Source organism: Glutamicibacter sp. 0426, assembly GCF_001906485.1.
Classification (GTDB): Bacteria; Actinomycetota; Actinomycetes; order Actinomycetales; family Micrococcaceae; genus Glutamicibacter; species Glutamicibacter nicotianae.
This window is the reverse complement of record NZ_MPBI01000001.1, coordinates 63,002-88,913: the sequence shown is the minus strand read 5'-3', so window position 1 is coordinate 88,913 and position 25,912 is coordinate 63,002. Positions and strand designations below refer to the sequence as shown.

The following is a 25,912-nucleotide window of genomic DNA, read 5'->3' as shown; positions in this document are numbered from 1 at the left end:
CTTCGACCGGGATTTACTGGAAGCTTGGGAACAGCGCGATGATCAGTGGAACGACGCCCAGGGCGATGAAGGCCGGCAATGCGCAGGCCCCCAGGGGAAGCACAAGGCGGGTACCGAATTGCGCGCCGAGGCGTGCAACTTTCTGCGTATGCTCACGGCGTTGCAGAATCGCAGTATTGCGCAGCAGGTTGGCTGCCGGAGCGCCCGTCCTGTGCGCAAAGTGCAGGGCCTTCCTCAGCGGCGCGAGCCAGGCAGGCACGGCTTCCCAGGCTTTGTCCCACGCCATGTTCATTTCCAGGCAGCGCGCGACGCTGCGCAGGACCGCGCACTGTTCAATGCTGTTTCCGAGCAGATCCAGGATCTCGGTGATGGGCATTCCCGAATCCAGCAGACTGGCGCTGAGGTCCAGGACCAGCTCGATTGGCTTGTCGTTGTCCTGCCGTCTGTTCCAAAGCCATTGGGCTGCTTTGCCTTCGCCGATTGTTCGCGCAGTGGACGGCCCTAGTGCCAATGCGATGGCGAGGGCGCCAAAGAGCAGAATCAAGAGGATCATGACAATGCCTGGCTAGAGGTTGCCTGCATGAGCAGCTGGCACCAGATCCGATTGGCGATCCAGAGCATTGCCCCAATGAGCACGCTGAGTTGCGCCGCCCATGATTGCGCTATCGTGCCCAGCACGTCAATGCCCAGAAGCAGGCCGAATCCAAACCCCACCAGCGGCAGCCAGGTCAGCAATTTGGTGGTTGCTTTCGGTCCTGCCATGGCCGCGTCAAATGCCCGTTGGGCTACCAGTGCGCTTTCGAGGTCTTCGGCAAGCCGTTCCAAGACGTCGGCAAGACTGGCCCCGCTGCGTTCGGAGAGTTCCAGGCACCAGTGCAGCCGTTGCACCGCCGGCACCTGCCCCTGTGCTGCATCTGGTCCGGGTACGCTGTTGCTGAGCCGATGCGTTGCTTGGAGATCCTTGAGCGCACAGATGATGTCCCCGGTGTCATCTTCAGCTTCAAGCAACGCATCAACAGCTGGATGGAACCCCAGTCCGCTTCGGAGCAGCGCCGATAATTCACGGATGATGCGTGCGTCGGTGCTCAGCAGCTGCTCTCCTGCCTGGTGGCGCTCTGCCCCGCGGTTCCACCGTCTGCGCGATGAGCCCGGGGCCCTTTTGCTGGCCGGGTGCGCGGGAATCCAGAGCCATAAGGCCAACGCGCCCAAGATGAGGATCAGCATGGTTCAATGCTCCTTGTTGCTTTCGTTACCCAGCGCCGTGGCGACGGTGCGTGCGAGTGCTTGGCCGAACCTGTCCGCCAAGAAGCGTCGGCCATATTCGGCAAGCGGTTCGGCACCCTCCAGATCGATCAGGTGCCTCATCTGCATCTGGCCGTCGCTACCGGTCTCCAAGCTGCCCAGTGCCACCGGTCCACGTTGCCCATGGCTGCCCCTGTTCATGTGAATGACGAGATCCAGTGCGCTGGAGGCCTGCAACGCGGTTGCCTGCACACTCCATCCGGCGAGCGCACCCAACGCCGCCAAGCGTGCCGGAACCGCCTGCGGGTTGTTGGCGTGCATGGTGCCCGCGGCTCCTTGATGCCCGGTGTTCATCGCCGCCAGGAAATCGCGTATCTCCGACCCGCGGCATTCGCCAACGACCAAGCGGTCGGGACGCATGCGCAGGGCCTGGACAACCAGATCCTTCAGTTCCACTTGGCCGGCGGATTCGACGTTGGCCGAACGGGTTTGCAAGGACACGACATGCGGGTGCGGCACCTGCAGCTCCTTCGAGTCCTCGACGATGACCAAACGGTGCTGCGGGTTGGTCTCGGCCAGCATGGCTTGCAGCAGGGTTGTTTTTCCGCTGCCTGTACCGCCGGTAATCAGGAAGTTCATCCGGCGCTGGACAATGGCTTGGAGCAGCGGCAGCCAAAAGCCCTTGGATCCTTCCAGAACCGCGCCCAGTTCAAGCTGGGCACTGCGCTTGACTCGAATCGAGATCAACGGACCGTCCGTGGCAATTGGCGGCAGCACGGCGTGGACCCGGTAGTTCTTCAAGCTCATGTCCATGAATGGGCTCGCTGAATCCAGCCGTCGTCCAGCGAGGGTCGCCAGATGCACGGCCAGCGTCCGCACCTGTTCCGGGGAGGAAAACCGGAATTCAGTGGGTTCCAGTCCGGCCGGAGAATCGGTCCAGACCCTCCCCTGACCGTCCACTAGGACATCGGTGACTTCGGGCCGCTGGGCGAAAGGCTCAAGGACAGACAATCCTGCCACTTCATGCTGCAGCGATTCCAATGACTGGGCGGCGCCCTGCGATCCCAGGGCCACGCCCGAGTCGTGGACGGCTCCGGCCAAGGCAATCGCGTCGAGCTGCCCGCCGGTGAGCAGTGCCCGTTCACGCACTGATTCGAGAATCTTGGCATCGAGCACGGGCCCGCCCATTGCTGGGCTGGCATTGTGGCTGTGCCGTCCCGGGCTCATGGGTGCTGCTCCTTCACCTGCGGAATCAGGCACAGGTTGGACAGGTGCTGGCGCAGTGCCCGGGATTTGAAACTGTCGAAGAGCTGGCCGCGCTCCAGGGCCTTGCTGATCCGCGGAAGGACAGGGACGGCACCAAGTATCTCCGGAAAGCCTTGAGGGGTGCAGCGCAGTTTCTGCTCCCCGCACAGCACCACTTCCCCTGAAGCCGGCAAGGTCATGGAACTGGCGGTGGCGATATTCCGGTCGATGAACTGGTTCATCGCCAGCCGTTGCGGATGCGGTGCGCGGCCGGCATCCACCACCACGAGGTCGAACCCTTGCCGGGCCGCAGCCAGCAACCGAATCACCAGCTGGTCTTCCAGCTCCTGCGTTCGGTTGGCGCGGGACCAGGTCAGGATGGCTGTATCGCGCAGTTTCGGCAAAGTTTCGGCCAGTTGATGGGCCGCCAGCGCACCGCCGGATTGCTGTAATTCCTCCCAGCCGATTCCGATAGGCGGCTGCGCGCACACCAGCGGCCACGCTCCTTGGGAATGCGGATCCAAATCAATCATGGCGCTGCGCAGTCCGCTGAGTGTTCCAGCGTGCGCCAGCAGCAGGGAGAGGGTTGTCGTCCCCAACCCTCCGGCCGTGGAATTCAGCGCCAGCGTGTGCCCATGCCCTGCCCGCATGGCCCAAAGGCCGAGGTATTCGCCCAGCCATTGGCTGGCCGACGGCAGAACCGCCACCCGCGCCTTGGGAATCCTGCTGGCCAGAGACCAGATGAGGGCCTCGCTATCCTCCAAGCCGACCAGCACATCTACCGGCCGGCCCGGGTTTTCGGCCAGGGCTGCCATGTCGCTGCCCCACAGCACCGGCCCCGAACCATCGCCGGGCAACAACTGCGGGTCTGCGCATTGGTTGATTCGCACAGCCGCGCCGACCGCGATCACCGCGCATCGCTCGATGATCCGCGTGTCGTTGCTCACGATGGTGCAGATCGGTTCATCATCCGCAGTGCGTTCACCAGCCGCTGGCGCGCTGGTCCCCTTCTGCGGCAACTGCTCGAAATCCGATTCTGTCATCACAAATCGTTGTGCATTCTTCAGCGGCTTAGCCGATGGGGATTCTGATAGCCATTTCATGCATCGAGCGTGGCATCCATCCATTCATCTGCGTGCAGCCAGCCAACCGGCTGGGGATATCGTCCACTGGCACGGCACAATAGATCCATGAGTGCCATCGCCTTCCTTGCCGCCGACCCGGATGGCTATGCCCTCATTGACCTTCGCGACCAGCACACTGGCAACTCGCTGCAACCGGTTTCCTCGGTATCCCGCGAAGAGCTGGCTGGCTTTATCGCCGAAACCGAAGCACGGCATTCGCCCCGCTGGGCCATGCTCCGCACCACCCCGTGGATGCAGCCGCTGGCGGCAGCCGGGGTTTTCCTGGCTAAGGCCTACATTCTCTCCTTGGCGCAGCGCATCCTGCACCGCTCCCCGCTGAGCGCGAAGGCGCTCGATGATTTCAACCTTGAACAGCCACCCCAGGGCAGGGAATGGGCCAATCAGGATGCGCTCTTCTCCGCGCCTGTCACCGGCGAGTCGCTGCCTGAGCTGATCGCCATGTACCTGGCCCAACGCGACGCACTGCCGCAAGAACCCGATGTCCGCCGTCGGCTGGAATTATTGATCCATGCCGAATCGGTGGGCGCCGTGATTGCCTGCGAGATGGAAGCGGCCGGCTTGCCGTGGGATGAACCCGGGCACCGCGCCCTGCTGCGCGAGCAATTGGGCGAGCGCGTCTCCGACTACGGACGGCCTCCCAAGCTGGCTGCCAAGGCCCAGCAGCTGGCTGAGGCGTTGGGCAGTCCCGGGCTCAATCCCGATTCGCCGCAAGAACTGCTGCGCGCCCTGCAAAAGGCCGGCTTCGCAGTGGGTTCGGTGCGGGCATGGGAACTTGAGCAGATCAAGCATCCGCTGATTACCGAGGTCCTCGAATACAAGAAGCTCTCACGCCTTGCCAGCACCCACGGCGATGCCTGGCTGGATCAATGGGTGGAAAATGGCAGGTTCCATCCGCACTACGTGCTGGGAACCGTCATTTCAGGACGCTGGGCGGCATCAGGCGGCGGTGCGCTCCAATTGCCGCATTCCATCCGGCAGGTCGTTCGCGCCCCGGCGGGGTCGACCTTTGTGGTGGCCGACGGCAGGCAGCTGGAACCGCGCATCCTGGCGGCAATTTCCCATGACCAGCAGCTGCAAAAGGCTGGCCAGCAAGACGACCTGTACCAGTGGCTGCTGGATGCCAAGCTTGTCGCCTCGCGTGATGAAGCCAAACTGGGCATGCTCTCGGTCATCTATGGCGGAGGTGGCGGTGCTTCGGGCAGCGTCGGCGCGGCGCTGACCCGCAGCTTTCCCACTGCCATGCGTTTTGTCGAACAGGCGGCGCTAGCTGGCGAACAGGGTGGAGGCGTGCGCAGTTTCCTTGGCCGCGGCTGCCCTCCCGCAGATGAGCAGTGGCTGCAGGCGCAGCGGGCCACCAGCGATGAGGCATCGCAGCGGGCCGCTGACTCAGCGGCGCGGGCCCGTGGCCGGTTCACCAGGAATTTTGTCGTGCAGGCTACCGCGGCCGAGTGGGCCTTGGTGTGGATGGGCCACGCGCGGCACCTGATCCATCAGGCTGGGTGGAGCCGCAGCTGCCGCCAGGTGTTCTTCGTCCATGACGAAATTGTCTTCGAATGCCCCACCGAATTGGCTGGGCAGCTGCAGGAGCTGATCCTCCACGCGGCGATGCTCGCCGGACGCTCGCTGTTCGGCCAGGCCTCGCCGCGTTTCCCGGTCAGTGTTGCGATTTCAGGGAATTACGCGGACGCGAAATAGCGGGCCTCAGGCCATGCGCAGTTCGCGCCGATTATCCCACGGACGGGTCCACCCCAGCTCGTTGAACAGACGGTCCAGCACGATCGCGGTGAAGCCCCAGATGATCCGGTCTTCGAAATCGAAGGCCGGGGACTTGAATTTCCGCGTGCCGCGATGCACAACCCCAGTCAAGCGGTTCTTCGGATCCAGCAGGTGCGCCACCGGGGCGCGGAATACCCCAGCGCTTTCTTCCGGGTCCGCCGGATACACCTCGGATTCGGTATGCCACCACCCGAGCACCGGGGTGACCAGGAAGTTCGACACCGGCAGCTCGGTTTCCCCCAAGGTACCCAGCACTTCGATGCCGGCGGTATCCACGCCGGTTTCTTCCCATGCCTCGCGCAGAGCGGCGCTGGCAACGCTCGGATCCTCCTGGTCGATGCCGCCGCCGGGGAAAGCGATCTGCCCGGCATGCTTGCGCAGGGTCGCTGCCCGCTCCACGAACAACAGGTCCAGGTCGTCCATCTGGGACCGCGGTTCCAGCGCCGCCTCGCCAGCCGCGCCGAACAGGATCAGCACCGCGGCCCGGCGCGCGGCTCCGAGCTCCATCTCGTTCATCACCCATTCGTTGGGCAGCCGCTGCGTTGCCCCGACCTGCGCCGTATGGCGGGCGATGACTTGTTCCAATTCCAAGCGTGCGCTCATGCGTCCAATCCGTATCCTTCAGCCCTCAGCTCGCGGCGAGTTGCTCCGGCGATCATTTTCGCCAGCAGCTCTTCCCGTCCTGGTGCAAGCTCATACTTGAGCAACGCTTTCGCCTTGGCCGGTATTTCCTCGCCGATGCCGAAGGACGGGCACAGCTTGGCGATGACGCAGGCTCCGCAGGCGGGCTTGCGGGCGTGGCAGACGCGCCGGCCATGGAAAACCACCCGGTGGCTGAGCATCGTCCAGTCGCGTTTCTCGAATAATTCCCCCACCGCGTGCTCGACCTTCACCGGGTCGGTTTCAGCGGTCCAACCCAGGCGGTTGGCCAGCCGCCCGAAATGGGTGTCCACGGTGATTCCGGGAACGCCAAAGGCATTGCCCAACACGACGTTGGCGGTTTTGCGTCCCACTCCGGGAAGCTTCACCAGCTCGTCGAGCTTGGCTGGCACGTCGCCGTCGAAGCGTTCCACCAGCGCAGCGGATAGCCCGAGCAGGGAATCGGCCTTGGCGCGGAAGAAGCCGGTGGGGCGGATCAGCTGCTCAAGCTCGGCACGCTCGGCTTGGCTCATTGCGAGGGCGTCGGGGAAACGGGCGAAGAGCGCTGGGGTTATGGCATTGACCCGCACATCGGTGGTCTGCGCCGAGAGCACGGTGGCTACCAGCAGTTCGAAGGGATTCTCGAAGTCCAGCTCGGGCACCGCGTAGGGATAGGCCTGTGCCAGTTCCCGGTTGATCTTGCGAGCCCGGCGCTTCAGCCCCAGCTCGGTTTCATTCTCAAGTTTCTTCGCCACGCTTTAGATCGTGTCATGAGCGCGCAGGGTTTTCACCCCGGGACACTGCCCCGGCATGCTGTTCATCGCGTTCAATCCACCGTTTGGCGCACAGATTACCCGATTTCCGCTATCGCAGTGACACAAAGCACATCTTCATCCTCAGAGGCTGTAACTTTGATCACAGAGAAACATTTGTGACTACGTGGAAGGACGCGAACACAGTGAGTGATTCGAAAACCCTGGACAATCTGTCGACCGAGACCCGCTCCTTTGCCCCAAGCAAGGACTTCAGTGATCAAGCCATCGCCACGCAGGCCCGTTACGACGCAGCCAAGGAAGACCGCTTGGGCTACTGGGCGGACCAGGCCCGCCAGGTACTGGCCTGGGACACCGATTTCACCGAAACCCTCGACTGGTCTGAAGCGCCGGTTGCCAAGTGGTTTGTCGGCGGCAAGCTCAACGCGGCCTATAACGCACTGGACCGCCATGTGGAGAACGGCCGGGGCGACCGCGTGGCCATCTACTTCGAAGGCGAGCCGGGCGATACCCGCAGCTACACCTATGCGCAACTGGCCGAGGAGGTCAAGAAGGCCGCCAACGCCTTCGAGTCCCTGGGCGTGGCCAAGGGCGACCGCGTCGCCGTCTACCTGCCGATGATCCCCGAAGCGGTGATCACCATGCTGGCCTGCGCCCGCATCGGCGCCATCCACTCGGTGGTCTTCGGCGGCTTCTCCGCCGACGCGCTGCGCAGCCGCATCGATGATGCCGACGCCAAGCTCGTGGTCACCGCCGATGGCACCTGGCGCCGCGGCAAGCCGAGCCCGCTGAAGCCTGCAGTGGATGCCGCCCTGGAAGCACCGGGGCACACCGTGGAAAACGTGCTGGTGGTCAAGCGCAACGGCGAACCTACCGAATTCGGCGCGCTGGACAAGTGGTGGGATGACGTGGTCGGCAACGCCGCCACTGAGCACACCGCGGTGGCCCACGACTCCGAGCACCCGCTGTTCGTGCTCTACACCTCCGGCACCACCGGCAAGCCCAAGGGCATCGTGCACACCACCGGCGGCTTCCTCACGCAGACCGCGGTCACCCACCGCGACACCTTCGATTTGCACCCGGAAACCGATGTCTTCTGGTGCACCGCAGACATCGGCTGGGTCACCGGCCACTCCTACGTCACCTACGCGCCGCTGGTCAACGGCGCCACCCAGGTGATCTACGAAGGCACCCCGGACACCCCGCACCAGGGCCGCTGGTGGGAGATCGTGGAGAAGTACGGCGTCACCATCCTGTACACCGCGCCGACCGCCATCCGCACCTTCATGAAGTGGGGCCGGGAGATCCCGGACGGCTATGACCTGTCGAGCTTGCGCGTGCTCGGTTCGGTGGGCGAACCGATCAACCCGGAAGCCTGGATGTGGTACCGCGATGTCATCGGCTCCAACAATGGGAAGAACGGCGAGAAGAAGGAGCATCCGGCCCCGATCGTGGACACCTGGTGGCAGACCGAAACCGGTGCGCACATGATCGCGCCGCTGCCGGGCGTCACCGCCACCAAGCCGGGTTCTGCCCAGGTGGCTGTGCCGGGCATCGCCATTGACGTGGTGGACGAGGCCGGCGAATCCGTGGCCGACGGCGAAGGCGGCTTCCTGGTCATCCGTGAACCATGGCCGGCCATGCTGCGCGGCATCTGGGGCGACATGGAACGCTACAAGGACACCTACTGGTCCCGCTTCGAGAACATGTACTTCGCCGGCGACGGCGCGAAGAAGGATGACGACGGCGACATCTGGTTGCTGGGCCGCGTGGATGATGTGATGAACGTGTCCGGCCACCGCCTGTCCACCACCGAGATCGAGTCTTCGCTGGTCGCCCACCCGTACGTGGCCGAAGCCGCGGTGGTCGGCGCGAAGGACGAGACCACCGGCGAGGCAGTCGTCGCGTTCGTGATCCTGCAGACCGAGCCTGCAGAGGGCGAGGATGTCGTGGCGACCCTGCGCAACCACGTGGGCAAGGACATCGGTCCGATCGCCAAGCCGAAGCATGTGCTGGTGGTTCCCGAGCTGCCCAAGACCCGCTCGGGCAAGATCATGCGCCGCCTGCTCAAGGACGTGGCCGAAGGCCGCGAGGTCGGCGATGCCACCACGCTCTCGGATTCGACGGTCATGAGCCAGATCGCGCAGTCCATGGGCAAGTAGCCCCTGCACGCACTGCCGAAAGAAGCCGCCGTTCTGCCGCACCGCTGGTGCGGCAGAACGGCGGCTTCTTGTATTACGGAGCCAGCGCAACGACGCTGGATTATGCCTGCCGTGTAATAGATTTGGGTTCATGACTGAGAACGCATCGAACACCATCTTGCTGCTCAACGGCCCCAATCTGAATCTGCTGGGCACTCGGGAGCCGGAAATCTATGGCCACGACACGCTGGCCGATGTCGAGCAGCTGGCCCGTGACACCGCCGCCGCCTACGGGCTCGAGGTGCGTGCGGTGCAGTCCAACCACGAGGGCGTGCTCATCGACGCGATCCACGAGGCCCGCACGACCGCGGCCGGCATCATCATGAATCCTGGCGCCTTCACCCATACTTCGGTAGCGCTGGCCGATGCGATCAGCGGCGTTCAGCTGCCGGCCATCGAGGTGCACATCTCCAATGTGCACAAGCGCGAGGCCTTCCGCCACCATTCCTATATCTCGCCGGTAGCCAGCTCGATCATCATCGGTGCGGGCGTGCATGGCTACAAGCTTGCGGTGCAGCAGCTCGCGCATTTACTCGGCAAGTAGCCGCAGGCATCAGCCGGAAACGCAGTCGCCGGTCTTGATGCTGGTGCGCCGCTGGCTGCCAAGTTCCAAGGCTTGCTCGATCTCTTCGAGACTCAGGGCGAAGCCCACCTCGTCATCGCTGCGGGATTTGGCGAAGATCAGACCCACCACGTCGCCGGATTCATCCAGCAGCGGTCCGCCGGAATTGCCCTGCGCCACTTCCGCGGTGAGCTGGTAGACCGAAATCCGCGACGGGTCTTCGCCATAGATGTTGGCGATGGAGACGAAGGCGCGCGAGGCGATCAGCGCTCCGCGGATCTGCTGCGGTCCGCCCGCCGGGTGGCCGACGAATGTTGCCGGGTCGCCACGCATCAGGTCCTCGGCGGCCAGGTCGATGGGCTCTGCCTGCAGTCCCTCGACATAAAGCAGCGCGATGTCGGCCTGCGGGTCGAAATAAACTACCTTTCCGCGGTGAACTTCGTCACCGCCGACCTCCACGGTTGCAGCACTCAATCCTGCCACCACGTGTGCATTCGTCATGACCAATTCGTGGTCGACAACGAAGCCCGAACCGGTCAGGTTAACGCCGCATTGCACGGCGGTGCCGGAGATCTTGGCCGCCGATTGCGCGGCTGCCAGCTGCAGGTCGTTGGCGGCCCATTCGGTGTCCACTGGCGCCTGCACCGGAGGGGCGAAAGGCTCCAGGAACGCGGGCAGGGTTTCAGCGATCACCTTGGAGCGTGCGGTGGATATGGCCGCATCGACAAACTCGGGTGTCAGGCCGCGAATCGTGTCGATCATCTTGGACTTGCTGATCTCCAGCGAAAGCCTCGGGATACCCATGCTTGCCGTGGAAAAGGCCAAGCCACCAATGATTGTTGCGGTGATGAACACCGACAGCACGCCACCGGCGATGCGGTCTGCGGCACGCAGGAAATCGACATTCATCCAGTGCCTGATCCGGGTCGCGATCACCCGTCCCAGCGCTTGGCCGAGGATGATCAGCACCGCTGCGGTGGCGATCATCAGACCGACACGCCACCAGGGGTTCGTGGCAAAGGTGGAGACCAACGGGATCGCGAAGAATGCGGCGACGCCACCGACGAGCAGGCCGAGCATGTCGCCAACTGTCAGCAGGAAACCTCGGCGAACTCCAACGATGAAGAACATCAGCAACACAGCGCAGATGACTACATCGAGCCAGCTGAAAATTCCCAGCACCCAGACCCCAGTTCATTCATAAAGTTCGTATAGACCCAAGGTACCCTTAGAAGCTGATGGATTTCTGCGAGCAGATTCGCGAGTTTTAGTCGAATGTGCGTGATTTTCAACATTTTCTTGGTTAAACCACGTGTGGAAACTGTCACATTGTTACCGAATACGGCACAATGAAGTAAGCGCCTACTACTGTTGACAGGAGATTTAATGGATATCGAGGTACTGCGTCGCGCGCCACTGTTTGCGTCGCTTGGTGATGAAGTTTTCGCCGCGCTAACCGAAGAATTGACCGAGGTTGATCTGTCCCGCGGTGCATCGGTGTTCCGTGAAGGCGATCAGGGTGACCGTCTGTACTTCATCGTTTCTGGCAAGATCAAGCTCGGCCGCACCTCTTCGGATGGTCGCGAGAACCTGATTGCTGTTCTCGGCCCGGGCGAACTGTTTGGCGAAATGGCCTTGTTCGATCCACACCCACGCAACGCTACCGCCACCGCCGTGTCGGAGACCCGCCTGGCTGGCCTGAGCCACGAGAACATGCGCAAGGCTATCCTGAACTCCCCTGAGGTCTCGATCCAGCTGCTGCAGGCTCTGGCAGCACGTCTGCGTCGCACCAATGAGTCCCTGGCCGATCTGGTCTTCTCTGACGTTCCTGGCCGCGTTGCCAAGGCGCTGCTGGACCTGGCTGACCGTTTCGGCCGCCCGGCTACCGACGGCATCCTGGTTGCCCACGAACTGACTCAGGAAGAGCTGGCTCAGCTGGTTGGTGCTTCCCGCGAAACCGTGAACAAGGCTCTGGCCGAGTTCGTCCAGCGCGGCTGGCTGCGCCTGGAAGCACGCGCCGTCGTGATCCTGGACATCCAGCGCCTGCGCCAGCGTTCGCGCTAAAGCACGACAAAGCATTTCAGGCCGAAAATCCTCAGAGGATTTTCGGCCTGTTGTGTTTTAAGCAGTGTGATCAGTGCCCGGCAGTGGTCTGCCACGGCCGGGAGGACTCGGCGCTGATGGATCCCAGGACTTCCAGGTAGTAGATTCCATCGCGCACCAGCAGATCCGGATGCTTGAGGTTCAGCGATCGCGCCCGCGAGAGGTAGGCGATCACTCCGTTGGCTTCCGCCATGGCTTCCAGGATCATTTCCACCGCCGGGTAGCTGATCTCCGAGAGCGTGAGGTTCACCGTGTTGGGTTGGCCAATGCTGTCCCCCAGCTCGCTGGTGCCGCGCTTTGCCAAGATGTCTCCGGCAGCAGACCAACGTCCCCATTTTCCTTTTCCACGAAGCAATGAGGCTTCCTGGCGGTTCGGCACGGTGGCGGTGAAGTACCAGGTGTCGAAGCGGCGCAGGGCAAAGTTCGGATTGAGCCAGTGCGATACAGGACGCAGAAGGTCGGTACGCAAACCGAGTCCGCGGCGGCGCAGGAATTCGTCAAAGGCAAGATCTTGTCCGGCGATGGCTTCGCGGGCGGTCATCCAGTCTTCGGCATCGGTCATTTCAACGACGGATTGCTCGTCGGTTCCGGCCAGCAGGATCCCGGTCTCTTCGAAGAGCTCGCGAATGGCGCAAACCAGATAGGCCTGGACCAGCTGCTGATCCAGCAAGTCCATGCGCTTGGACCACTGGGACAGGCTCGGGCCGAACCATTGGTAGGTGGCACGGTCGCTCGTCTCATGGCTGCCGCCCGGGAAGGCTACGTTGCCCAGAGGAGAGCCCCCGGGGCGATAAGTCAGGTAGGTTTCCACACCGTGGGAGGAATCCCTCACAAGGCACACAGAGGACGCTCGCCGCGGGGTACGCGGGGTGCGCGAACCGAAAGAGAACCAGTTTTCGGCGGTGGCAATCTGATGCGGCGGCAGGTCGAAGAGCCGTCGAACCATGCCGCTGCGCGGTCCCGACGGGAAAGCCCGTCGGGACCGCGCAGCGGGAAACTGGCCTGAATTACTCAAATTCGGCGATGACCTCAACCTCGACAGGTGCATCCAGCGGCAGTACGGCTACGCCGACGGCCGAACGTGCATGCAGGCCTGCATCGCCGAGAACTTCGCCGAAGAATTCGGAGGCTCCGTTGATGACTCCTGGCTGTCCGGTGAAGTCCGGTGCCGACGACACGAAACCGACAACCTTCACGATGCGCTTAATGCGATCTAGATCACCAATTTCCGCCTTGATGGCTGCCAGCGCGTTGAGCGCGGCGGTCTGTGCCTGGGCCTTTGCTTCCTCGGCTGAAACTTCGGCGCCAACCTTTCCAACCGCTGTGAGTTCACCCTTAATCAGCGGAAGCTGACCGGAGGTGTAAACGTAGTTGCCGGAAGTAACGGCAGGCAGGTACGCCGCAACCGGTTTTGCCACGGCTGGCAAGGCATGGCCAAGCTCGGCCAGGCGAGCCTCGACACGCGAGGAAGTAGCTTCTTGCATGGGATTTCTCCTTCAGTAGATGTTGTTGCCCGTTAGGCTTTCGGACGCTTCATGTAGGCCACTGGAGATGAGCCATTGGGGCCAGGAACGACGGTTACCAGCTCCCAGCCGTCATCACCCCACTGGTCCAAAATCTGCTTCGTAGCGTGAATCAAAAGCGGCAAAGTGGCGTATTCCCATTTAGTCATACTCGATACGTTAGCGCGTCCTTGTAAACTAGTGGGTATGGCAGCCAAGAAGTCCCCCTTTTTTGATACAGCTACCACTCTGGGAAAAGTCGTTGCATTCTTCGGAATCAGTGCCCTGTGTGGTGTGCTCGCAGCAGGCATGCTCGTGCCCATTGCAGCTATCGCTAAAACCGGTTTGACCACTGGTAACAACATCGTCAGCGCGCTCCCGAGCTCGTTCGAGAAGCTCCCTATCCCGGAGCCTTCCACGATCCTTGACGCGGATGGCAAGACGATTGCGACCTTCTACCAGCAAAATCGCCAGCCTGTGAAGCTAGATGACATCTCGCCGAACATGCGCAAGGCGATCATCTCGGTGGAAGACGAGCGTTTCTACGAGCACAAGGGCATCGACCCCAAGGGCATCGCCCGGGCAGTTGTCGGCAACCTCACCTCCTCGAGCCGCTCTGGCGCTTCCACCTTGACCCAGCAGTACGTCAACAACCTGCTGGTGAACAACCAGGTGCTCACTGGTGCGGAAGAATCCACCGTCTCCGGCCAGAAGGATTATGCAGACAAGATCCGCGAACTGAAGTACGCGGTGGCTATCGAAAAGGAAATGTCCAAGGACGAGATCCTGGAGGGCTACCTGAACCTGGTCCTCTTCTCGGGTCGCGAGTATGGCGTGCAGGCTGCCGCTCAGCGCTTCTACTCGGTCGACGCCAAGGACTTGAACTTGCAGCAGTCTGCCATGCTTGCCGGCATGGTCCAGCTGCCTAACGTCTACAACCCGATCAACAACCCTGAGCGTTCCATCGATCGCCGCAACAAGGTGCTGGGCAACATGTACCGCACCGGCGCGATCACCAAGAAGGAATACGACCAGGCAGTCAAGTCGGATCTTGAACTGGATCCGAGCATCTCGCCTTCCGGCTGCACCGCGGCCAAGGAAAATGCCTACTTCTGCGACTACGTCACCAACTTGATCCTTGCCGATGACACCTATGGCAAGACCAAGGAAGATCGCGAAAACCTGCTGTACCGCGGGGGCCTGACCGTCAAGACCACCCTGAACAGCAAGCTGAACAAGAAGGCTGCCAAGGACGCTGCGAAGGCCATTGACCCAGATGCCAAGTCCAACACTGACATCTACTCCTCCATCGTTTCGGTCGAGCCGGGCACCGGCAAGATCCTGACCATGGCGCAGAACACCACCTACGGTCCGGAAATCAAGAACTCGGGCAAGAACACCTACTACAACTTCGCGGTACCACGTGCGCTCGGCGGTGCTGGCGGCTTCCAGGGCGGTTCGACCATGAAGCCGTACACCACGCTGGGTTGGCTTGCTGAAGGCAACCGCATGTACGAGAAGATCAATGCCAAGAAGCAGCACTTCACTGCCGGCAACAAGTGGAAGGCCTCCTGCCTGCCCGGCGGCACCACCTACACCGCTGACTGGACCCCGAAGAACGCTTCCCCCGGCTTCTACCGCTCGATGACCGTGGATACCGGCCTGTACTGGTCGATTAACACCGCGACCGTCCAGGAAGCGTACAAGACCGACCTGTGCACCATCGCCGACTACACCAAGAAATTGGGGCTGCTCGATCATGGTGCCAAGGGCGGACCAGCTCCAATCAGTCCAGCAAACCCGTCGTTCATCCTGGGCGCTGCAGAAATCACCCCGCTGTCCCAGGCTGCAGCCTTTGCAGCGTTCGCCAACAAGGGCGAGTACTGCGAACCACGCGCCATCACCGGTGTATCCGACAAGGACGGCAACGAATACAAGGTCAAGAAGGAGACCTGCTCCCAGCAGGTCGACCCGACCTACATCGCCGACCTGAACGGCACGCTGCAGAAGATCGCCACCAAGCGCGTGTCCAAGGGGCGGGTCGACGGTCCGATCGCCGGCAAGACCGGTACCAACGACTACGCCACCTCGACCTGGTTCGTCGGCTACACCACCGGCATTTCCACCGCTGCTTGGGTAGGCCGCCTGGAAGGCAAGGCCGCAACCGAAAAGAACGAGATGCACGGTGCGATGATCAACGACGAAAAGGCGCCATGGATGGTCGACTCCTCGACCTACGCCGCCCCGCTCTGGGTCGACTTCATGGAAGAGGCTGTGCACGAATACGAGCGCAACAGCTTCGGTTCGGCCCGCCGCCAGCCGCCTCCGCCGAAGCCGAAGGAAGAAGAGGAATCCAAGTCCGACTCGGATGAGAAGGACAATGACAAGGAAGAGTCGACGGACGATTCCAAGCCAAAGGAAGAATCCACCTCGAAGCCTGACTCCCGGGACATTGGCCGGGGAAACGACAACGGCAATGGGAACGGCAATGGGAACGGCAACGGAAACGGCAAAAAGTCCGACGACTAGCTAGTGAGCTGTGAAGGCCGCGTTCAACTTTGGTTGATCGCGGCCTTCCGGTTTAGATTGGCATAGGAGAACTTCAGCAGAAGTGGCCGCAGGGCTTGAAAGGACGATGGCACAGAAGTCATGGTTGAACAGAATAATTTCGTTTCGGCATTGCGCCACGCCAGTGGCACGGCGGCCCTTGCCGCCAGCGGCGCCCTGGCCATCGGCGGCGCATTGGTGGGCTACGGCATGCTGGAGGCCCAGAAGTTCGGGCTGCGCCATGAGACGCTCAAGGTCCTGCCGCGCGGATACGGCGACATCAAGGTCCTGCACCTGTCGGACATCCACATGGTTCCGGGGCAGGAAGCCAAAACCCGGTGGCTGCGCAGCCTGGCAGATCTGGAGCCCGACTTCGTCATCAACACCGGCGACAACCTCAGCCACCGCAAGGGCGTACCGGCCCTGATCAAGGCGCTGGAACCGCTGATGGCTTTCCCCGGCGCGTTCGTTCCCGGCTCGAACTGCTATTACGCTCCGAAGCTGAAGAACCCGTTCAAGTACTTGGCTCCCTCAACCGGAACCCCCAGTCCAGCCTCCCGCGACAAGCTGCCGTTCGAAGAGATGCACCGTGCCTTCGGCAGCGCCGGCTGGATCAATATGTCCAACCGCGCGCATTCCACCGTGCTCAACGGCCTGCGCCTGGACCTTTCAGGTGTCGATGATCCGCACCTCGATCTCGACCACTTCGCGGGCTGGCCGCGCGGGTCCTCCTCCAGCAACCAGGCGCCCCACGTGCGGATCGCGCTCACCCACGCGCCCTACCAGCGGGTCCTGGACCAATTCACCGAGGCGCAGGCCGATGTCATTTTCGCCGGCCACACCCATGGCGGCCAGGTTTGCATCCCCGGGTACGGCGCATTGGTCTCCAACTGCGACCTGCCGACTTGGCGTGCCCGCGGCTTGACCGATTGGGACTACAACGGCAACACCGTTCCGTTGAATGTTTCCGCCGGCATCGGCACCTCGCGCTTCGCCCCGATCCGCTTTGCCTGCCCGCCGGAGGCCGTGCTGGTCACCCTGGCGGCCCGCGGCTAAAGCAGGAAATTCTTCCAGATCATCCCCGGTCTAGCACCTTGCTGGTGCTCGGCCGGGGATTATTCGCATCCATTGTGAAGCACTTCTTTCCCAAAGTGGCGCATTGATTGAATTATCCCAACTACTGCCGGTAGTCTGTAGCTCTGTCAAACTTCTGGATGAATGCGGGGTACCGTGGCTCAGGCTCAACCGAATGGATCCAATGATCCGGTCCCGCTCACTGCAACACTGAAGCGTCTCGCTCCCTTCGTCAAGCCGATCTTGCCTCGGCTCTTTTGCGGTTTCCTCTGCGCGCTCGGAGCAGGCATTGTCGCCCTGGCCATCCCACAGGTCCTCGCCTGGCTGGTGAACGTCGTGCTACAGCGTGATGGAGCGGCCTCGGAAGTGTGGATTTCCGTCGGCATCATCGCCGCGCTGGGCTTCGTCGAAGCGCTGCTGATCTTCCTGCGCCGCCAATTCGTGCTGAACCCCGCAGCAGGCCTTGAAGCGCAGATGCGCATCCGCTTCTACAAGCACCTGCAACGTCTGCCTGTGGCATTTCACGAACGCTGGGGCTCGGGACAGCTGCTCTCCCGGTCCATGTCGGACCTGTCCCTCTTGCGCCGCTGGCTCGCCTTCGGCGCGATGATGCTGGTAGTTGAAACCGTCACCGTCGTCACCGGCCTGGTGCTGATGTTCACCCATTCGTGGATCCTGGGATTGCTCTACCTGCTGGGTTCCATCCCGATTGCCATCAAGGCCTACCGCTTCCGCAACGACTACCGGGCCGCCAGCCGGCGCAGCCAGGACCAAGCCGGCGATCTGGCCACCGCCGTGGAAGAATCCGTGCACGGCATCCGGGTCATTAAGGCTTTTGGCCGCGGGCCGCACGTCTACGAGGGCTTCAACGCCCAGGCCAAGTCCCTGCAGGAAACCGAAATCACCAAGGCCAAGACGCTGGCCAGCTTCCTGCTCACCGTCGTTGCCGTCCCCGAAACCATTCTGGGCATCGGCTTGGTCATCGGCCTTGCCCAGGTCGCCAACGGTACGTTGAGCGTCGGCTCGCTGGTGGCCTATTTCGCGATCGCCGCGGTCATCGCCGGCCCCGTCGAAGGCATGGGCATGCTGCTGGGCATGACGCTGAGCACCAAAACTGCCCTGGACCGGCATTTCGAAGTGATGGATTCAATCAACGACATCGCCTCCCCCGCACAGCCGCAGATCCCGGCAGAACGCGATGGCAGCGTGAAGCTGGAGCATGTGCGTTTCGCCTACCCTGATACCGCCGGCACCCACCGGCCGATCCTGGCCGACATCAATCTGGAAATCCGCCCCGGGGAAACCATGGCCCTGGTGGGCATCACCGGTTCGGGCAAGTCCACCTTGCTGAACCTGGTGCCGCGCCTGCACGAAGCCACCGCCGGCAAGGTGCTGGTCCATGGCCAGGACGTCAAGGACTGGGACCTTGAGCAGCTGCGAGCGGAAATCGCCGTGGCTTTCGAGGACACCACCTTGTTCTCCACCAGCATTCGCGGCAATGTGTTGCTCGGCGCACCGGAACACCTCGATGAGCGGCAGCGCGAAGCGCTGCTTGCAGAAGCATTGGACGTCGCCCAGGCGCAGTTCACCTATGCCCTGCCCGACGGGGTGGACACCCTGATCGGCGAGGAGGGCCTTTCGCTCTCCGGCGGGCAACGCCAGCGCATCGCCCTGGCCCGTGCCATCGCGGCACGCCCGAGCGTCCTGGTCCTCGACGACCCGCTGTCGGCTCTGGATGTGCGCACCGAGGAACTGGTCACCGAGCGGCTGCGCGACGTGCTGGCCGGGACCACCACGCTGATCGTGGCGCATCGGCCCTCGACCGTGATGCTCGCCGACCGGGTGGCATTGCTGCGCGATGGCCGCATCGATGCGGTGGGCAGCCACACCCATCTGCTGAGCACCAATGAGCATTACCGTTTCGTCATCGCCAGCCTGGACGACGAAGAGCAGCCAGCCACCTCGGAGGTTTCCCGATGAGCAAGCCCCTGGGCGTTGCCAATGAAGACGCCATCAAGCTCTCTGCGGCCGAACGCAAGGTCGTGCGCCAGCGCTCCTTCCGGCTGCTGGCCGCCCTGGCCATGCCGCAGAAGAAGCTTTTCATCCTCACCGTGGTGCTGGTGCTGGTATCCAATGCGGCGCGCGTGCTGCTACCGGTGCTGATCGCCTTCGCCATCGACTGGACCTTGCCGCAGGTGCGCGAAGGCAACTGGGGCGCATTGGGGTTGACCGGTGCCTGCTACATCCTCGGTGCGATCCTCAGCGGCGTGCTGCTCTCCTGGTACATCACCAGCGCGGCACGGATCTCCCAGGCGATGCTCTTGGATCTTCGCCAGCAGGTCTTCCGCCATACCCAGCGCTTGAGCCTCGAATTCCACGAGAACTACACCTCCGGGCGGATCATTTCCCGGCAGACCTCTGATCTGGAAACGCTGCGCGAACTGCTGGACCAGGGCGTTTCGGAACTAGCCTCCTCCTGCGTGTTCGTGGTTTTCACCCTGGCCTCGATTTTCTTCCTCGACTGGCGCAGCGGGCTGGTGGTCTGCGTGGCCGCCATCCCGGTCACGCTGCTGTTCTTCTGGTACCAGCGCCGCTCCGAGCTCCTGTACCGCGAATCCCGCGTGGTGTCGGCCAGGGTCATCTCCACTTTTGTGGAGACGATGACCGGCATCCGCGCGGTCAAGGCGTTCCGCCGCGAGGCAGCCAACGACGAGAACTACTCGGATCTCGCCGAGCAGTACCGGGTGAACTCGGTACGTTCCTTCAACCTCTTCGGCGTGCTGCAGCCCGGCCTGGTGCTGATCGGCAACCTGACGGTGGCCTCGCTGCTGGCCTACGGCGGGTTCCGCATCATCGACGGCACCATGCAGGTCGGCGCGATGGTGGCCATCCTGCTCGCATCCAAGCGCCTGTTCCAGCCAGTCGAGCAGATCGCGATGTTCTACTCCTCGCTGCAGTCGGCCACCGCCGCACTGGAGAAGGTTTCGGGATTGCTGGAGGAGGAACCGAGCGTGCGCGAGCCTGCTGCCCCGCGCAGCATCGGAAAAGTGGCCGGCGAGCTGGTCTTCAAGGACGCGGTTTTCGGCTACGGCGACGGCCCGGTGATCATGGAGGAATTCGACCTGCGGATCCCCGCCGGGCAAACAGTGGCAGTGGTGGGCCAGACCGGTGCCGGCAAGTCCACGCTGGCAAAGCTCATTGCCCGCTTCTACGACCTTCGTTCGGGCACCCTGGAACTGGATTCGGTGCCGATCAACGAACTGTCCAACAAGGAATTGCGCCAGCACGTCGTCATGGTCACCCAGGAGGCCTTCCTCTTCTCCGGCTCGGTCGCCGAGAATATCGCGCTGGGCCGTCCGGGTGCCTCGCTGGATCAGATCCAGGATGCGGCCCGCGCGGTCGGAGCCCACGAGTTCATCATGGACCTGCCCGAAGGCTATGACACCGACGTGAACAAGCGTGGCGGACGCGTCTCGGCCGGCCAGCGCCAGCTGATCTCCTTCGCCCGCGCCTTCCTGGCCGATCCTGCGGTGCTGATCCTGGATGAGGCCACGAGCTCCTTGGATATCCCTTCGGAACGGGCAGTGCAGCACGGACTGCAGACCCTGCTGGGCAACCGCACCGCGCTGATCATCGCGCACCGCCTGTCGACCGTGCAGATCGCTGACCGGGTGCTGGTGGTCCACGACGGCAAGATCGCCGAGGACGGCACCCCGGCCCAGCTGATTGCCGATGACGGGCGCTTCGCGGCCCTGCACAAGGCATGGAAGGACTCGCTGGTGTAGCCTGGCGGCGGCTACTGCCTTCCTGCGTCAATCTCCCGGACATGGACGAGCACGAGGTCCCTGATCAGGTCGTCGGGCAACGGCGCGGCCGGAGTGAATCGGATTGCATGGACGGTCTTGCTGAAGCCAGCCAACCGGTCGTCCAGCTCCTCAATGGCCCAGCGGGATGGGTAGAAGCTCAGGTGCTTTTTCGAGGCGGTGAAGTAAACCAAGGCACGCTGCTTGTACTTCAGCGTGGGCATTGAATAGCTCATGGTTTCTTCTGCTTCCGGAACCAGCTCCTTCACCAGGGCCCGAATCCTTTCGAGTTCCGCCCGGAAATCCGGTTCCAGCGCACCGAGATACTCTTCTACTGTTTCCGCTTTGCCCGCCATGCCTCGAGTCTAGCCACCCGTTTCCAACCGCCGCCAGCGGGCTCGGCTTAAGCCCAGGACCCCGCACTGCCGTAATCGGCGGTGCGGGGTCCTGTTGCTGGGCATCTGGCTAGGCGCTGAAGGCCTGTCCGGTCAGCCGTTCGTAGGCTTCGATGTAGCGGGCACGGGTCTTCTCGATGATCTCCGCTGGCAGCTGCGGCGGCTCTTCGCCCGAGTTCTTGTCCCAGCCCGATTCGGCCGAGGTCAGCCAATCGCGGACGAACTGCTTGTCGAAGCTGGCCTGCGCCTGGCCCGGTTGGTAGGTTTCGGCATCCCAGAAACGCGAGGAATCCGGGGTCAGCACCTCATCGCCCAGGGTGATCTCGCCAGTGGCCGGATCGGCACCGAATTCCACCTTGGTATCGGCCAGGATGATGCCGCGTGCGCGGGCGATCTTCTCTGCCTGCTCGTACAGGGCCACGGTCTTCTCGCGCAGCGCTTCGGCGACCTCGGTGCCCACGCGGTCCACGGTCTGGGCGAAGGAGATGTTCTCGTCATGCTCCCCCACTTCGGCCTTCGCCGACGGGGTGAACAGCGCCGGCTCCAGGCGCGAACCATCCACCAGCCCCTCTGGCAGGGGCAGCTCGCACACGGTCTGCGAGACCTTGTATTCGGCCAGGCCCGAACCGGTCAGGTAGCCGCGGGCGATGCACTCGATCGGGTACATCCCAAGCTTCTTGCACACCATCGCGCGGCCGGCCACGGTGGCCGGCACATCGGTGGAGATCACATGGTTGGCGAAGCCGCCCAACTGCTCGAACCACCAGAGGCTGAGCTGGGTGAGCACCTTGCCCTTGTCCGGGATCTCGCTGGAGAGCACGAAGTCGTAGGCGCTGATGCGGTCGGAGGCCACCACGAGGACCCGGTCGGTCTCCTCGAAACTGGCTCCTGCTGGCACGTACAGGTCGCGTACCTTGCCCGAGTAGAAATGGTCCCAACCTTCGAGGTCGAGCACTTCGGTCTGGAATCCTGCCATGAGTTCTGCTGTCCTCTACTTGCTGTCGTTGGCGATGACGATCTCGCCGCGTTCGGCCTTCAACGCAATGTCGGTGCGCGACTGGGCGCCATCCCAGCTGATCTCGGCGACCCCGGCGTATGCGGCGGCGCGGGCCGCCGCCAGGCCATCGCCCAGGCCCACCACCGCCAGCACGCGGCCGCCGGAAACGATGATGTTCCCGTCCGCGTCGGAGGAGGTGCCTGCATGCATCACGTGCACGCCGTCGATCGCGTTGGCTGCGTCCAGGCCGGAGATCACCGCGCCCTTGACCGGGGTGTCCGGGTAGTTCTCGGCGGCGATGACCACATCGACAGCGGTCTGCGCGGACCAGGTCAGCTGCTCGGCATCATCGAGCCGTCCCGTGGCGGCAGCCAGCAGCACCCCGCCCAGCGGGGTCTTCAGGCGTGCAAGCACAGCCTGGGTTTCCGGGTCGCCGAAGCGCGCGTTGAACTCGATCACGCGGATGCCGCGCTTGGTGATGGCCAGGCCGCAGTACAGCACGCCGGTGAACGGCGTGCCGCGCTTTTCCATTTCGCGCAGGGTCGGGTAGGCGACACGGTCCATGACCTCGTCGACGAAGTTCTCCGGCAGCCATTCCAGCGGCGAGTAGGCACCCATGCCTCCGGTATTCGGGCCTTCGTCATTGTCGAAGATGCGCTTGAAGTCCTGTGCCGGGGACAGCGGGACGGCATGCTTGCCATCGCAGATGACAAACAGGGACACTTCCGGGCCGTCGAGGAATTCCTCGATGACGACAGTGCCGCCGGCCGCGAAGCAGGCATCTGCATGCTCCAGTGCTTCTTCGCGATCGCTGGTGACCACCACGCCCTTGCCGGCGGCCAGGCCGTCGTCCTTGACCACGTACGGCGCACCGAAGTCATCCAGCGCATTGGCGGCTTCCTCGCGGGTGGCGGCCACATGGGCCATCGCGGTGGGAACCTCGGCGGCAGCCATGACATTCTTGGCGAAAGCCTTGGAGGCTTCGAGCTGCGCGGCGGCTTGGGTCGGGCCGAAGACCGGGATCTGCGCGGCGATCAGGGCATCGGCGACGCCCGCGGCCAGTGGCGCTTCGGGTCCGACAACCACCAGGTCGCTGCCCAGTTCCTGGGCCAGCGCGACGACTGCTGCAGGGTCCTCCGCGTCGATTGCGTGGGTGGTGACGTCCTGTGCGATACCGGCGTTGCCGGGGGCGCAATGAACTTCGTTGACGTAGGGGTCTGCACTCAGTGCACGGACAATTGCATGTTCACGGCCGCCTGGGCCAATAACCAGTACCTTCACGCGGTCGAGTTTACCGGAGAATCCATGGGCCAACCGCGTCTATGACGCACGCATGGCCAGCGCCCAGCCCTGCACTCGAACGGCTGCCGGGTCCCCGCACGCCGGGCGATTTCGCTTCCGGTACTGCACCTGAGCACCTTCGAAGCTGTCAGCTGGCGTTCGGCGAGCTGGACTAGAGTTGGCATGGCTGGATTTACGGTTTTCCCGGATCCGCGGCAGGGATCCCGAACAGAGGAATATGACGTTTCTCTGTCATTGAGAGAAAGTGGAATCGACCCATGGCAATCAAACGGCGCGTTGATGAAACCGCTGGCCGCGCGGCCTTGCGAGAATGGTCCTCAACCGCGCAGGGACAAGGAAAAACAGCCCGGCCCGTGCTCGCCATGGCAGTGCGCTTCTCGCTGGAGGAGCTGGCTTCCCGCGCCGAGGGCAATTCGGTCGAGGTGCGTGTTCCGCCCTTCGGTGTGACTCAGTGCATAGCCGGGCCTCGGCATACCCGCGGAACTCCCCCGAATGTGGTCGAAATGCGTGCTGAACTCTGGCTTTCCTTGGCTACTGGCCGCATAAGTTGGGCCGAAGCCCTGCAAACTGGGCAATTGCACGCTTCGGGACTTAGGGCAGACTTGTCAGCACACCTACCACTTATTGAGTACCCTTAAAGGCATGGAGCAACACCCCGCTACACCGTCGCCTGCCGATCAGGGCGTTGAAGTGCAAATTCACGCATCGCCCAAGTTCTGGCCGTTCATTTTGACCTTCGCGGTCTTCGGCGCGCTAGTCGGCCTCATCATCGGCCTGCTGGGCGAACCGTCGCAGGAATACACCCGTGCCTCGGCCTCCGGATTCTTTGCAATCTTCGGCGCAGGCTTGGGCGTAGGAATCGGCGCACTGGCATATGTGATTGTTGACCGCGTGACCTCACGCAAAACCACCAAGCATCTGGCAGTTCCTCTGGCCGAGGACACTGACTCCAGCGGACAACAAGGCTAGGCAGCTTTTCTCCTGAATTAGAAGAGCAGGCGGCCGCGCACCTGGCCGCCACCCACCACATTCTTGGTCGGTGTCGACCAACCGGAACATGAGAGAATAACCAACATGGCGCGTGGCGATGGATTCTTAAATCACGACCTCCTTCCAAGCGACAAGGGCCCGCAGGATGAATGCGGCGTTTTCGGCGTTTGGGCTCCTGGCGAAGAGGTCGCAAAACTCACCTATTACGGCCTGTATGCCCTGCAGCACCGCGGACAGGAATCCGCCGGCATCGCCACGAGCGATGGCGCACGCATCAACGTCTACAAGGACATGGGCCTGGTCTCCCAGGTATTCGACGAGAATACGCTGAACTCCATGACGGGCCAGCTGGCCATTGGCCACTGCCGCTACTCGACGACCGGTGCCAGCCACTGGGCCAATGCGCAGCCGACCCTGGGCCCGACCCGGACCGGCACCGTCGCGCTGGCCCACAACGGCAACCTGACCAACTCCGCCGACCTGGCCGACATGGTCTCTGCCAAGCAGCAGGCCGAAGGCGGCAAGGTGCGCGGCGAGCTCGCCCAGGGCAACACCACCGATACCGCTCTGGTCACCGCCCTGCTGGCTGGTTCCGAAGGCCAGAGCCTGGAGGACACCGCTCTGGAGCTGCTGCCGAAAATCGAAGGCGCTTTCTGCTTCGTCTTCATGAACGAGGACACCCTGTACGCGGCCCGCGACCCGCACGGCGTTCGCCCGCTGGTCCTGGGCCGCTTGGATCGCGGCTGGGTAGTTGCCTCCGAGCAGCCTGCACTGGCTACCGTCGGCGCCTCGTTCATCCGCGAAATCGAGCCAGGCGAAATGATCGCCATCGATGAGAACGGCGTGCGCTCCACCCGCTTTGCCGAGTCCACCCCCAAGGGCTGCGTCTTCGAGTATGTCTACCTGGCCCGCCCGGATGCCGCCATCGCCGGCCGCTCGATCTACGAATCCCGCGTGGAAATGGGCCGCCAGCTGGCCCGCGAGAACAGCGCGGAAGCGGACATCGTGATCCCGGTGCCGGAGTCCGGAACCCCGGCCGCCATCGGCTACGCCGAAGAATCCGGCATCCCGTTCACCCACGGCTTCGTGAAGAACGCCTACGTGGGCCGCACGTTCATCCAGCCGTCGCAGACCCTGCGCCAGCTGGGCATCAAGCTCAAGCTCAACGCCCTGGAAACAGTGCTGCGCGGCAAGCGCGTGGTCGTGGTCGACGATTCGATTGTCCGCGGCAACACCCAGCGTGCCGTGGTGCGCATGCTGCGCGAGGCCGGCGCCGCCGAGGTGCATGTGAAGATCTCCTCGCCGCCGGTGAAGTGGCCTTGCTTCTACGGCATCGACTTCGCCTCGCGGGCCGAGCTGATCGCCAACGGCGCGGCCGTGGACGAGATCGCCACCTCCATCGGCGCCGACTCGTTGGCCTACATTTCCGAAGACGGCATGATCGAAGCAACGCGCCAGCCGCGCGAACGGTTGTGCACCGCGTGCTTCACCGGTGACTACCCGATCGCCCTGCCGAATGAGGAGCGCCGCGGCAAGAACCTGCTGGAGCGCAGCAACCAGGCCGGCTGCGAGCCGGGCCCTGATGCCGAGTTCGAAATCAACAGCTAATCCCCTTC

At 63.1% G+C, this 25,912-nt stretch carries 23 protein-coding genes; 11 read left to right on the top strand and 12 right to left on the bottom strand.

The features are described 5' to 3' along the window. Positions 1-13: 13 nt before the first annotated feature. Genes BKX98_RS00380 through BKX98_RS00365 form a run of 4 tightly spaced genes read right to left on the bottom strand, consistent with a single transcriptional unit; the run spans position 14 to position 3,530 of the window. Positions 14-553, bottom strand: a complete 540-nt coding sequence (locus BKX98_RS00380) for a type II secretion system F family protein (protein ID WP_073705836.1) — start codon at positions 551-553, stop codon at positions 14-16. Beyond that, positions 550-1,224 carry a type II secretion system F family protein gene (locus BKX98_RS00375; RefSeq protein ID WP_073705835.1) on the bottom strand — a complete coding sequence of 225 codons (675 nt, stop codon included), beginning with the start codon at positions 1,222-1,224 and terminating at the stop codon, positions 550-552. Before BKX98_RS00375 ends, BKX98_RS00380 begins: the two co-directional genes overlap by 4 nt. A gap of 3 nt (positions 1,225-1,227) precedes the next feature. Beyond that, positions 1,228-2,469: a TadA family conjugal transfer-associated ATPase gene (locus BKX98_RS00370; protein WP_073705834.1), complete on the bottom strand. Its 1,242-nt coding sequence runs from the start codon at positions 2,467-2,469 to the stop codon at positions 1,228-1,230. Next, the gene (locus BKX98_RS00365) at positions 2,466-3,530 is read right to left on the bottom strand and encodes a hypothetical protein (protein ID WP_073705833.1); all 1,065 of its coding nucleotides are present in this window, start codon (positions 3,528-3,530) and stop codon (positions 2,466-2,468) included. Before BKX98_RS00365 ends, BKX98_RS00370 begins: the two co-directional genes overlap by 4 nt. A gap of 147 nt (positions 3,531-3,677) precedes the next feature. On the opposite strand from BKX98_RS00365, the gene BKX98_RS00360 reads away from it, so the two are divergent. Further along, on the top strand, positions 3,678-5,327 hold the full coding sequence (locus BKX98_RS00360) for a bifunctional 3'-5' exonuclease/DNA polymerase (RefSeq protein WP_073705832.1): 1,650 nt from the start codon (positions 3,678-3,680) through the stop codon (positions 5,325-5,327). Between the two features lie 6 nt (positions 5,328-5,333). Here BKX98_RS00360 and BKX98_RS00355 read toward each other — a convergent pair whose 3' ends face one another. Both BKX98_RS00355 and nth read right to left on the bottom strand, forming a co-directional pair. Beyond that, on the bottom strand, positions 5,334-6,011 hold the full coding sequence (locus BKX98_RS00355; protein WP_073705831.1) for a CoA pyrophosphatase: 678 nt from the start codon (positions 6,009-6,011) through the stop codon (positions 5,334-5,336). Continuing rightward, positions 6,008-6,802, bottom strand: a complete 795-nt coding sequence (gene nth / locus BKX98_RS00350) for an endonuclease III (protein WP_038991694.1) — start codon at positions 6,800-6,802, stop codon at positions 6,008-6,010. Before nth ends, BKX98_RS00355 begins: the two co-directional genes overlap by 4 nt. A gap of 203 nt (positions 6,803-7,005) precedes the next feature. Here nth and acs point away from each other — a divergent pair, with 203 nt between their 5' ends. Next, positions 7,006-8,982 carry an acetate--CoA ligase gene (gene acs, locus BKX98_RS00345; protein ID WP_121867181.1) on the top strand — a complete coding sequence of 659 codons (1,977 nt, stop codon included), beginning with the start codon at positions 7,006-7,008 and terminating at the stop codon, positions 8,980-8,982. Between the two features lie 130 nt (positions 8,983-9,112). Beyond that, positions 9,113-9,565, top strand: a complete 453-nt coding sequence (aroQ, locus tag BKX98_RS00340) for a type II 3-dehydroquinate dehydratase (protein ID WP_038991696.1) — start codon at positions 9,113-9,115, stop codon at positions 9,563-9,565. Positions 9,566-9,574: 9 nt separating this feature from the next. Here the strand turns inward: aroQ and BKX98_RS00335 are convergent, their stop codons facing one another. Continuing rightward, positions 9,575-10,765, bottom strand: a complete 1,191-nt coding sequence (locus BKX98_RS00335; RefSeq protein WP_038991697.1) for a MarP family serine protease — start codon at positions 10,763-10,765, stop codon at positions 9,575-9,577. Positions 10,766-10,969: 204 nt separating this feature from the next. On the opposite strand from BKX98_RS00335, the gene BKX98_RS00330 reads away from it, so the two are divergent. Beyond that, positions 10,970-11,647, top strand: a complete 678-nt coding sequence (locus tag BKX98_RS00330; RefSeq protein ID WP_022874282.1) for a Crp/Fnr family transcriptional regulator — start codon at positions 10,970-10,972, stop codon at positions 11,645-11,647. A gap of 70 nt (positions 11,648-11,717) precedes the next feature. Here the strand turns inward: BKX98_RS00330 and BKX98_RS00325 are convergent, their stop codons facing one another. Both BKX98_RS00325 and BKX98_RS00320 read right to left on the bottom strand, forming a co-directional pair. Further along, entirely contained in the window at positions 11,718-12,632 is a 915-nt protein-coding gene (locus BKX98_RS00325; RefSeq protein WP_038991698.1) for an NUDIX hydrolase, read from the bottom strand. Between the two features lie 61 nt (positions 12,633-12,693). Next, positions 12,694-13,170: a RidA family protein gene (locus tag BKX98_RS00320; protein WP_073705829.1), complete on the bottom strand. Its 477-nt coding sequence runs from the start codon at positions 13,168-13,170 to the stop codon at positions 12,694-12,696. Positions 13,171-13,533: 363 nt separating this feature from the next. Between BKX98_RS00320 and BKX98_RS00315 the strand changes: the two genes are divergently transcribed. From BKX98_RS00315 to BKX98_RS00300, 4 genes are all read left to right on the top strand, one after another. Continuing rightward, complete coding sequence (locus BKX98_RS00315) at positions 13,534-15,717, top strand: transglycosylase domain-containing protein (RefSeq protein WP_233125251.1); 2,184 nt, start codon at positions 13,534-13,536, stop codon at positions 15,715-15,717. Between the two features lie 120 nt (positions 15,718-15,837). Further along, positions 15,838-16,791: a metallophosphoesterase gene (locus tag BKX98_RS00310; protein WP_073705827.1), complete on the top strand. Its 954-nt coding sequence runs from the start codon at positions 15,838-15,840 to the stop codon at positions 16,789-16,791. A gap of 174 nt (positions 16,792-16,965) precedes the next feature. Beyond that, positions 16,966-18,789 carry an ABC transporter ATP-binding protein gene (locus BKX98_RS00305; protein ID WP_073705826.1) on the top strand — a complete coding sequence of 608 codons (1,824 nt, stop codon included), beginning with the start codon at positions 16,966-16,968 and terminating at the stop codon, positions 18,787-18,789. Then, the gene (locus BKX98_RS00300; RefSeq protein WP_073705825.1) at positions 18,786-20,594 is read left to right on the top strand and encodes an ABC transporter ATP-binding protein; all 1,809 of its coding nucleotides are present in this window, start codon (positions 18,786-18,788) and stop codon (positions 20,592-20,594) included. The genes BKX98_RS00305 and BKX98_RS00300 overlap by 4 nt, the downstream gene beginning before the upstream one ends. Before the next feature lie 11 nt (positions 20,595-20,605). Here BKX98_RS00300 and BKX98_RS00295 read toward each other — a convergent pair whose 3' ends face one another. The 3 genes from BKX98_RS00295 to purD all read right to left on the bottom strand — a co-directional run bounded on the left by BKX98_RS00295 (position 20,606) and on the right by purD (position 23,285). Then, on the bottom strand, positions 20,606-20,968 hold the full coding sequence (locus BKX98_RS00295; protein ID WP_073705824.1) for an iron chaperone: 363 nt from the start codon (positions 20,966-20,968) through the stop codon (positions 20,606-20,608). Between the two features lie 109 nt (positions 20,969-21,077). Continuing rightward, entirely contained in the window at positions 21,078-21,983 is a 906-nt protein-coding gene (locus BKX98_RS00290) for a phosphoribosylaminoimidazolesuccinocarboxamide synthase (protein ID WP_073705823.1), read from the bottom strand. Positions 21,984-21,998: 15 nt separating this feature from the next. Further along, complete coding sequence (gene purD, locus BKX98_RS00285) at positions 21,999-23,285, bottom strand: phosphoribosylamine--glycine ligase (RefSeq protein WP_073705822.1); 1,287 nt, start codon at positions 23,283-23,285, stop codon at positions 21,999-22,001. Positions 23,286-23,563: 278 nt separating this feature from the next. On the opposite strand from purD, the gene BKX98_RS00280 reads away from it, so the two are divergent. The 3 genes from BKX98_RS00280 to purF all read left to right on the top strand — a co-directional run bounded on the left by BKX98_RS00280 (position 23,564) and on the right by purF (position 25,904). Further along, positions 23,564-23,944, top strand: a complete 381-nt coding sequence (locus BKX98_RS00280; protein ID WP_073705821.1) for a sterol carrier family protein — start codon at positions 23,564-23,566, stop codon at positions 23,942-23,944. Between the two features lie 4 nt (positions 23,945-23,948). Next, the gene (locus tag BKX98_RS00275; protein ID WP_038991710.1) at positions 23,949-24,275 is read left to right on the top strand and encodes a hypothetical protein; all 327 of its coding nucleotides are present in this window, start codon (positions 23,949-23,951) and stop codon (positions 24,273-24,275) included. 105 nt (positions 24,276-24,380) lie between these two features. After that, the gene (gene purF / locus BKX98_RS00270) at positions 24,381-25,904 is read left to right on the top strand and encodes an amidophosphoribosyltransferase (protein ID WP_073705820.1); all 1,524 of its coding nucleotides are present in this window, start codon (positions 24,381-24,383) and stop codon (positions 25,902-25,904) included. Positions 25,905-25,912 lie beyond the last annotated feature (8 nt).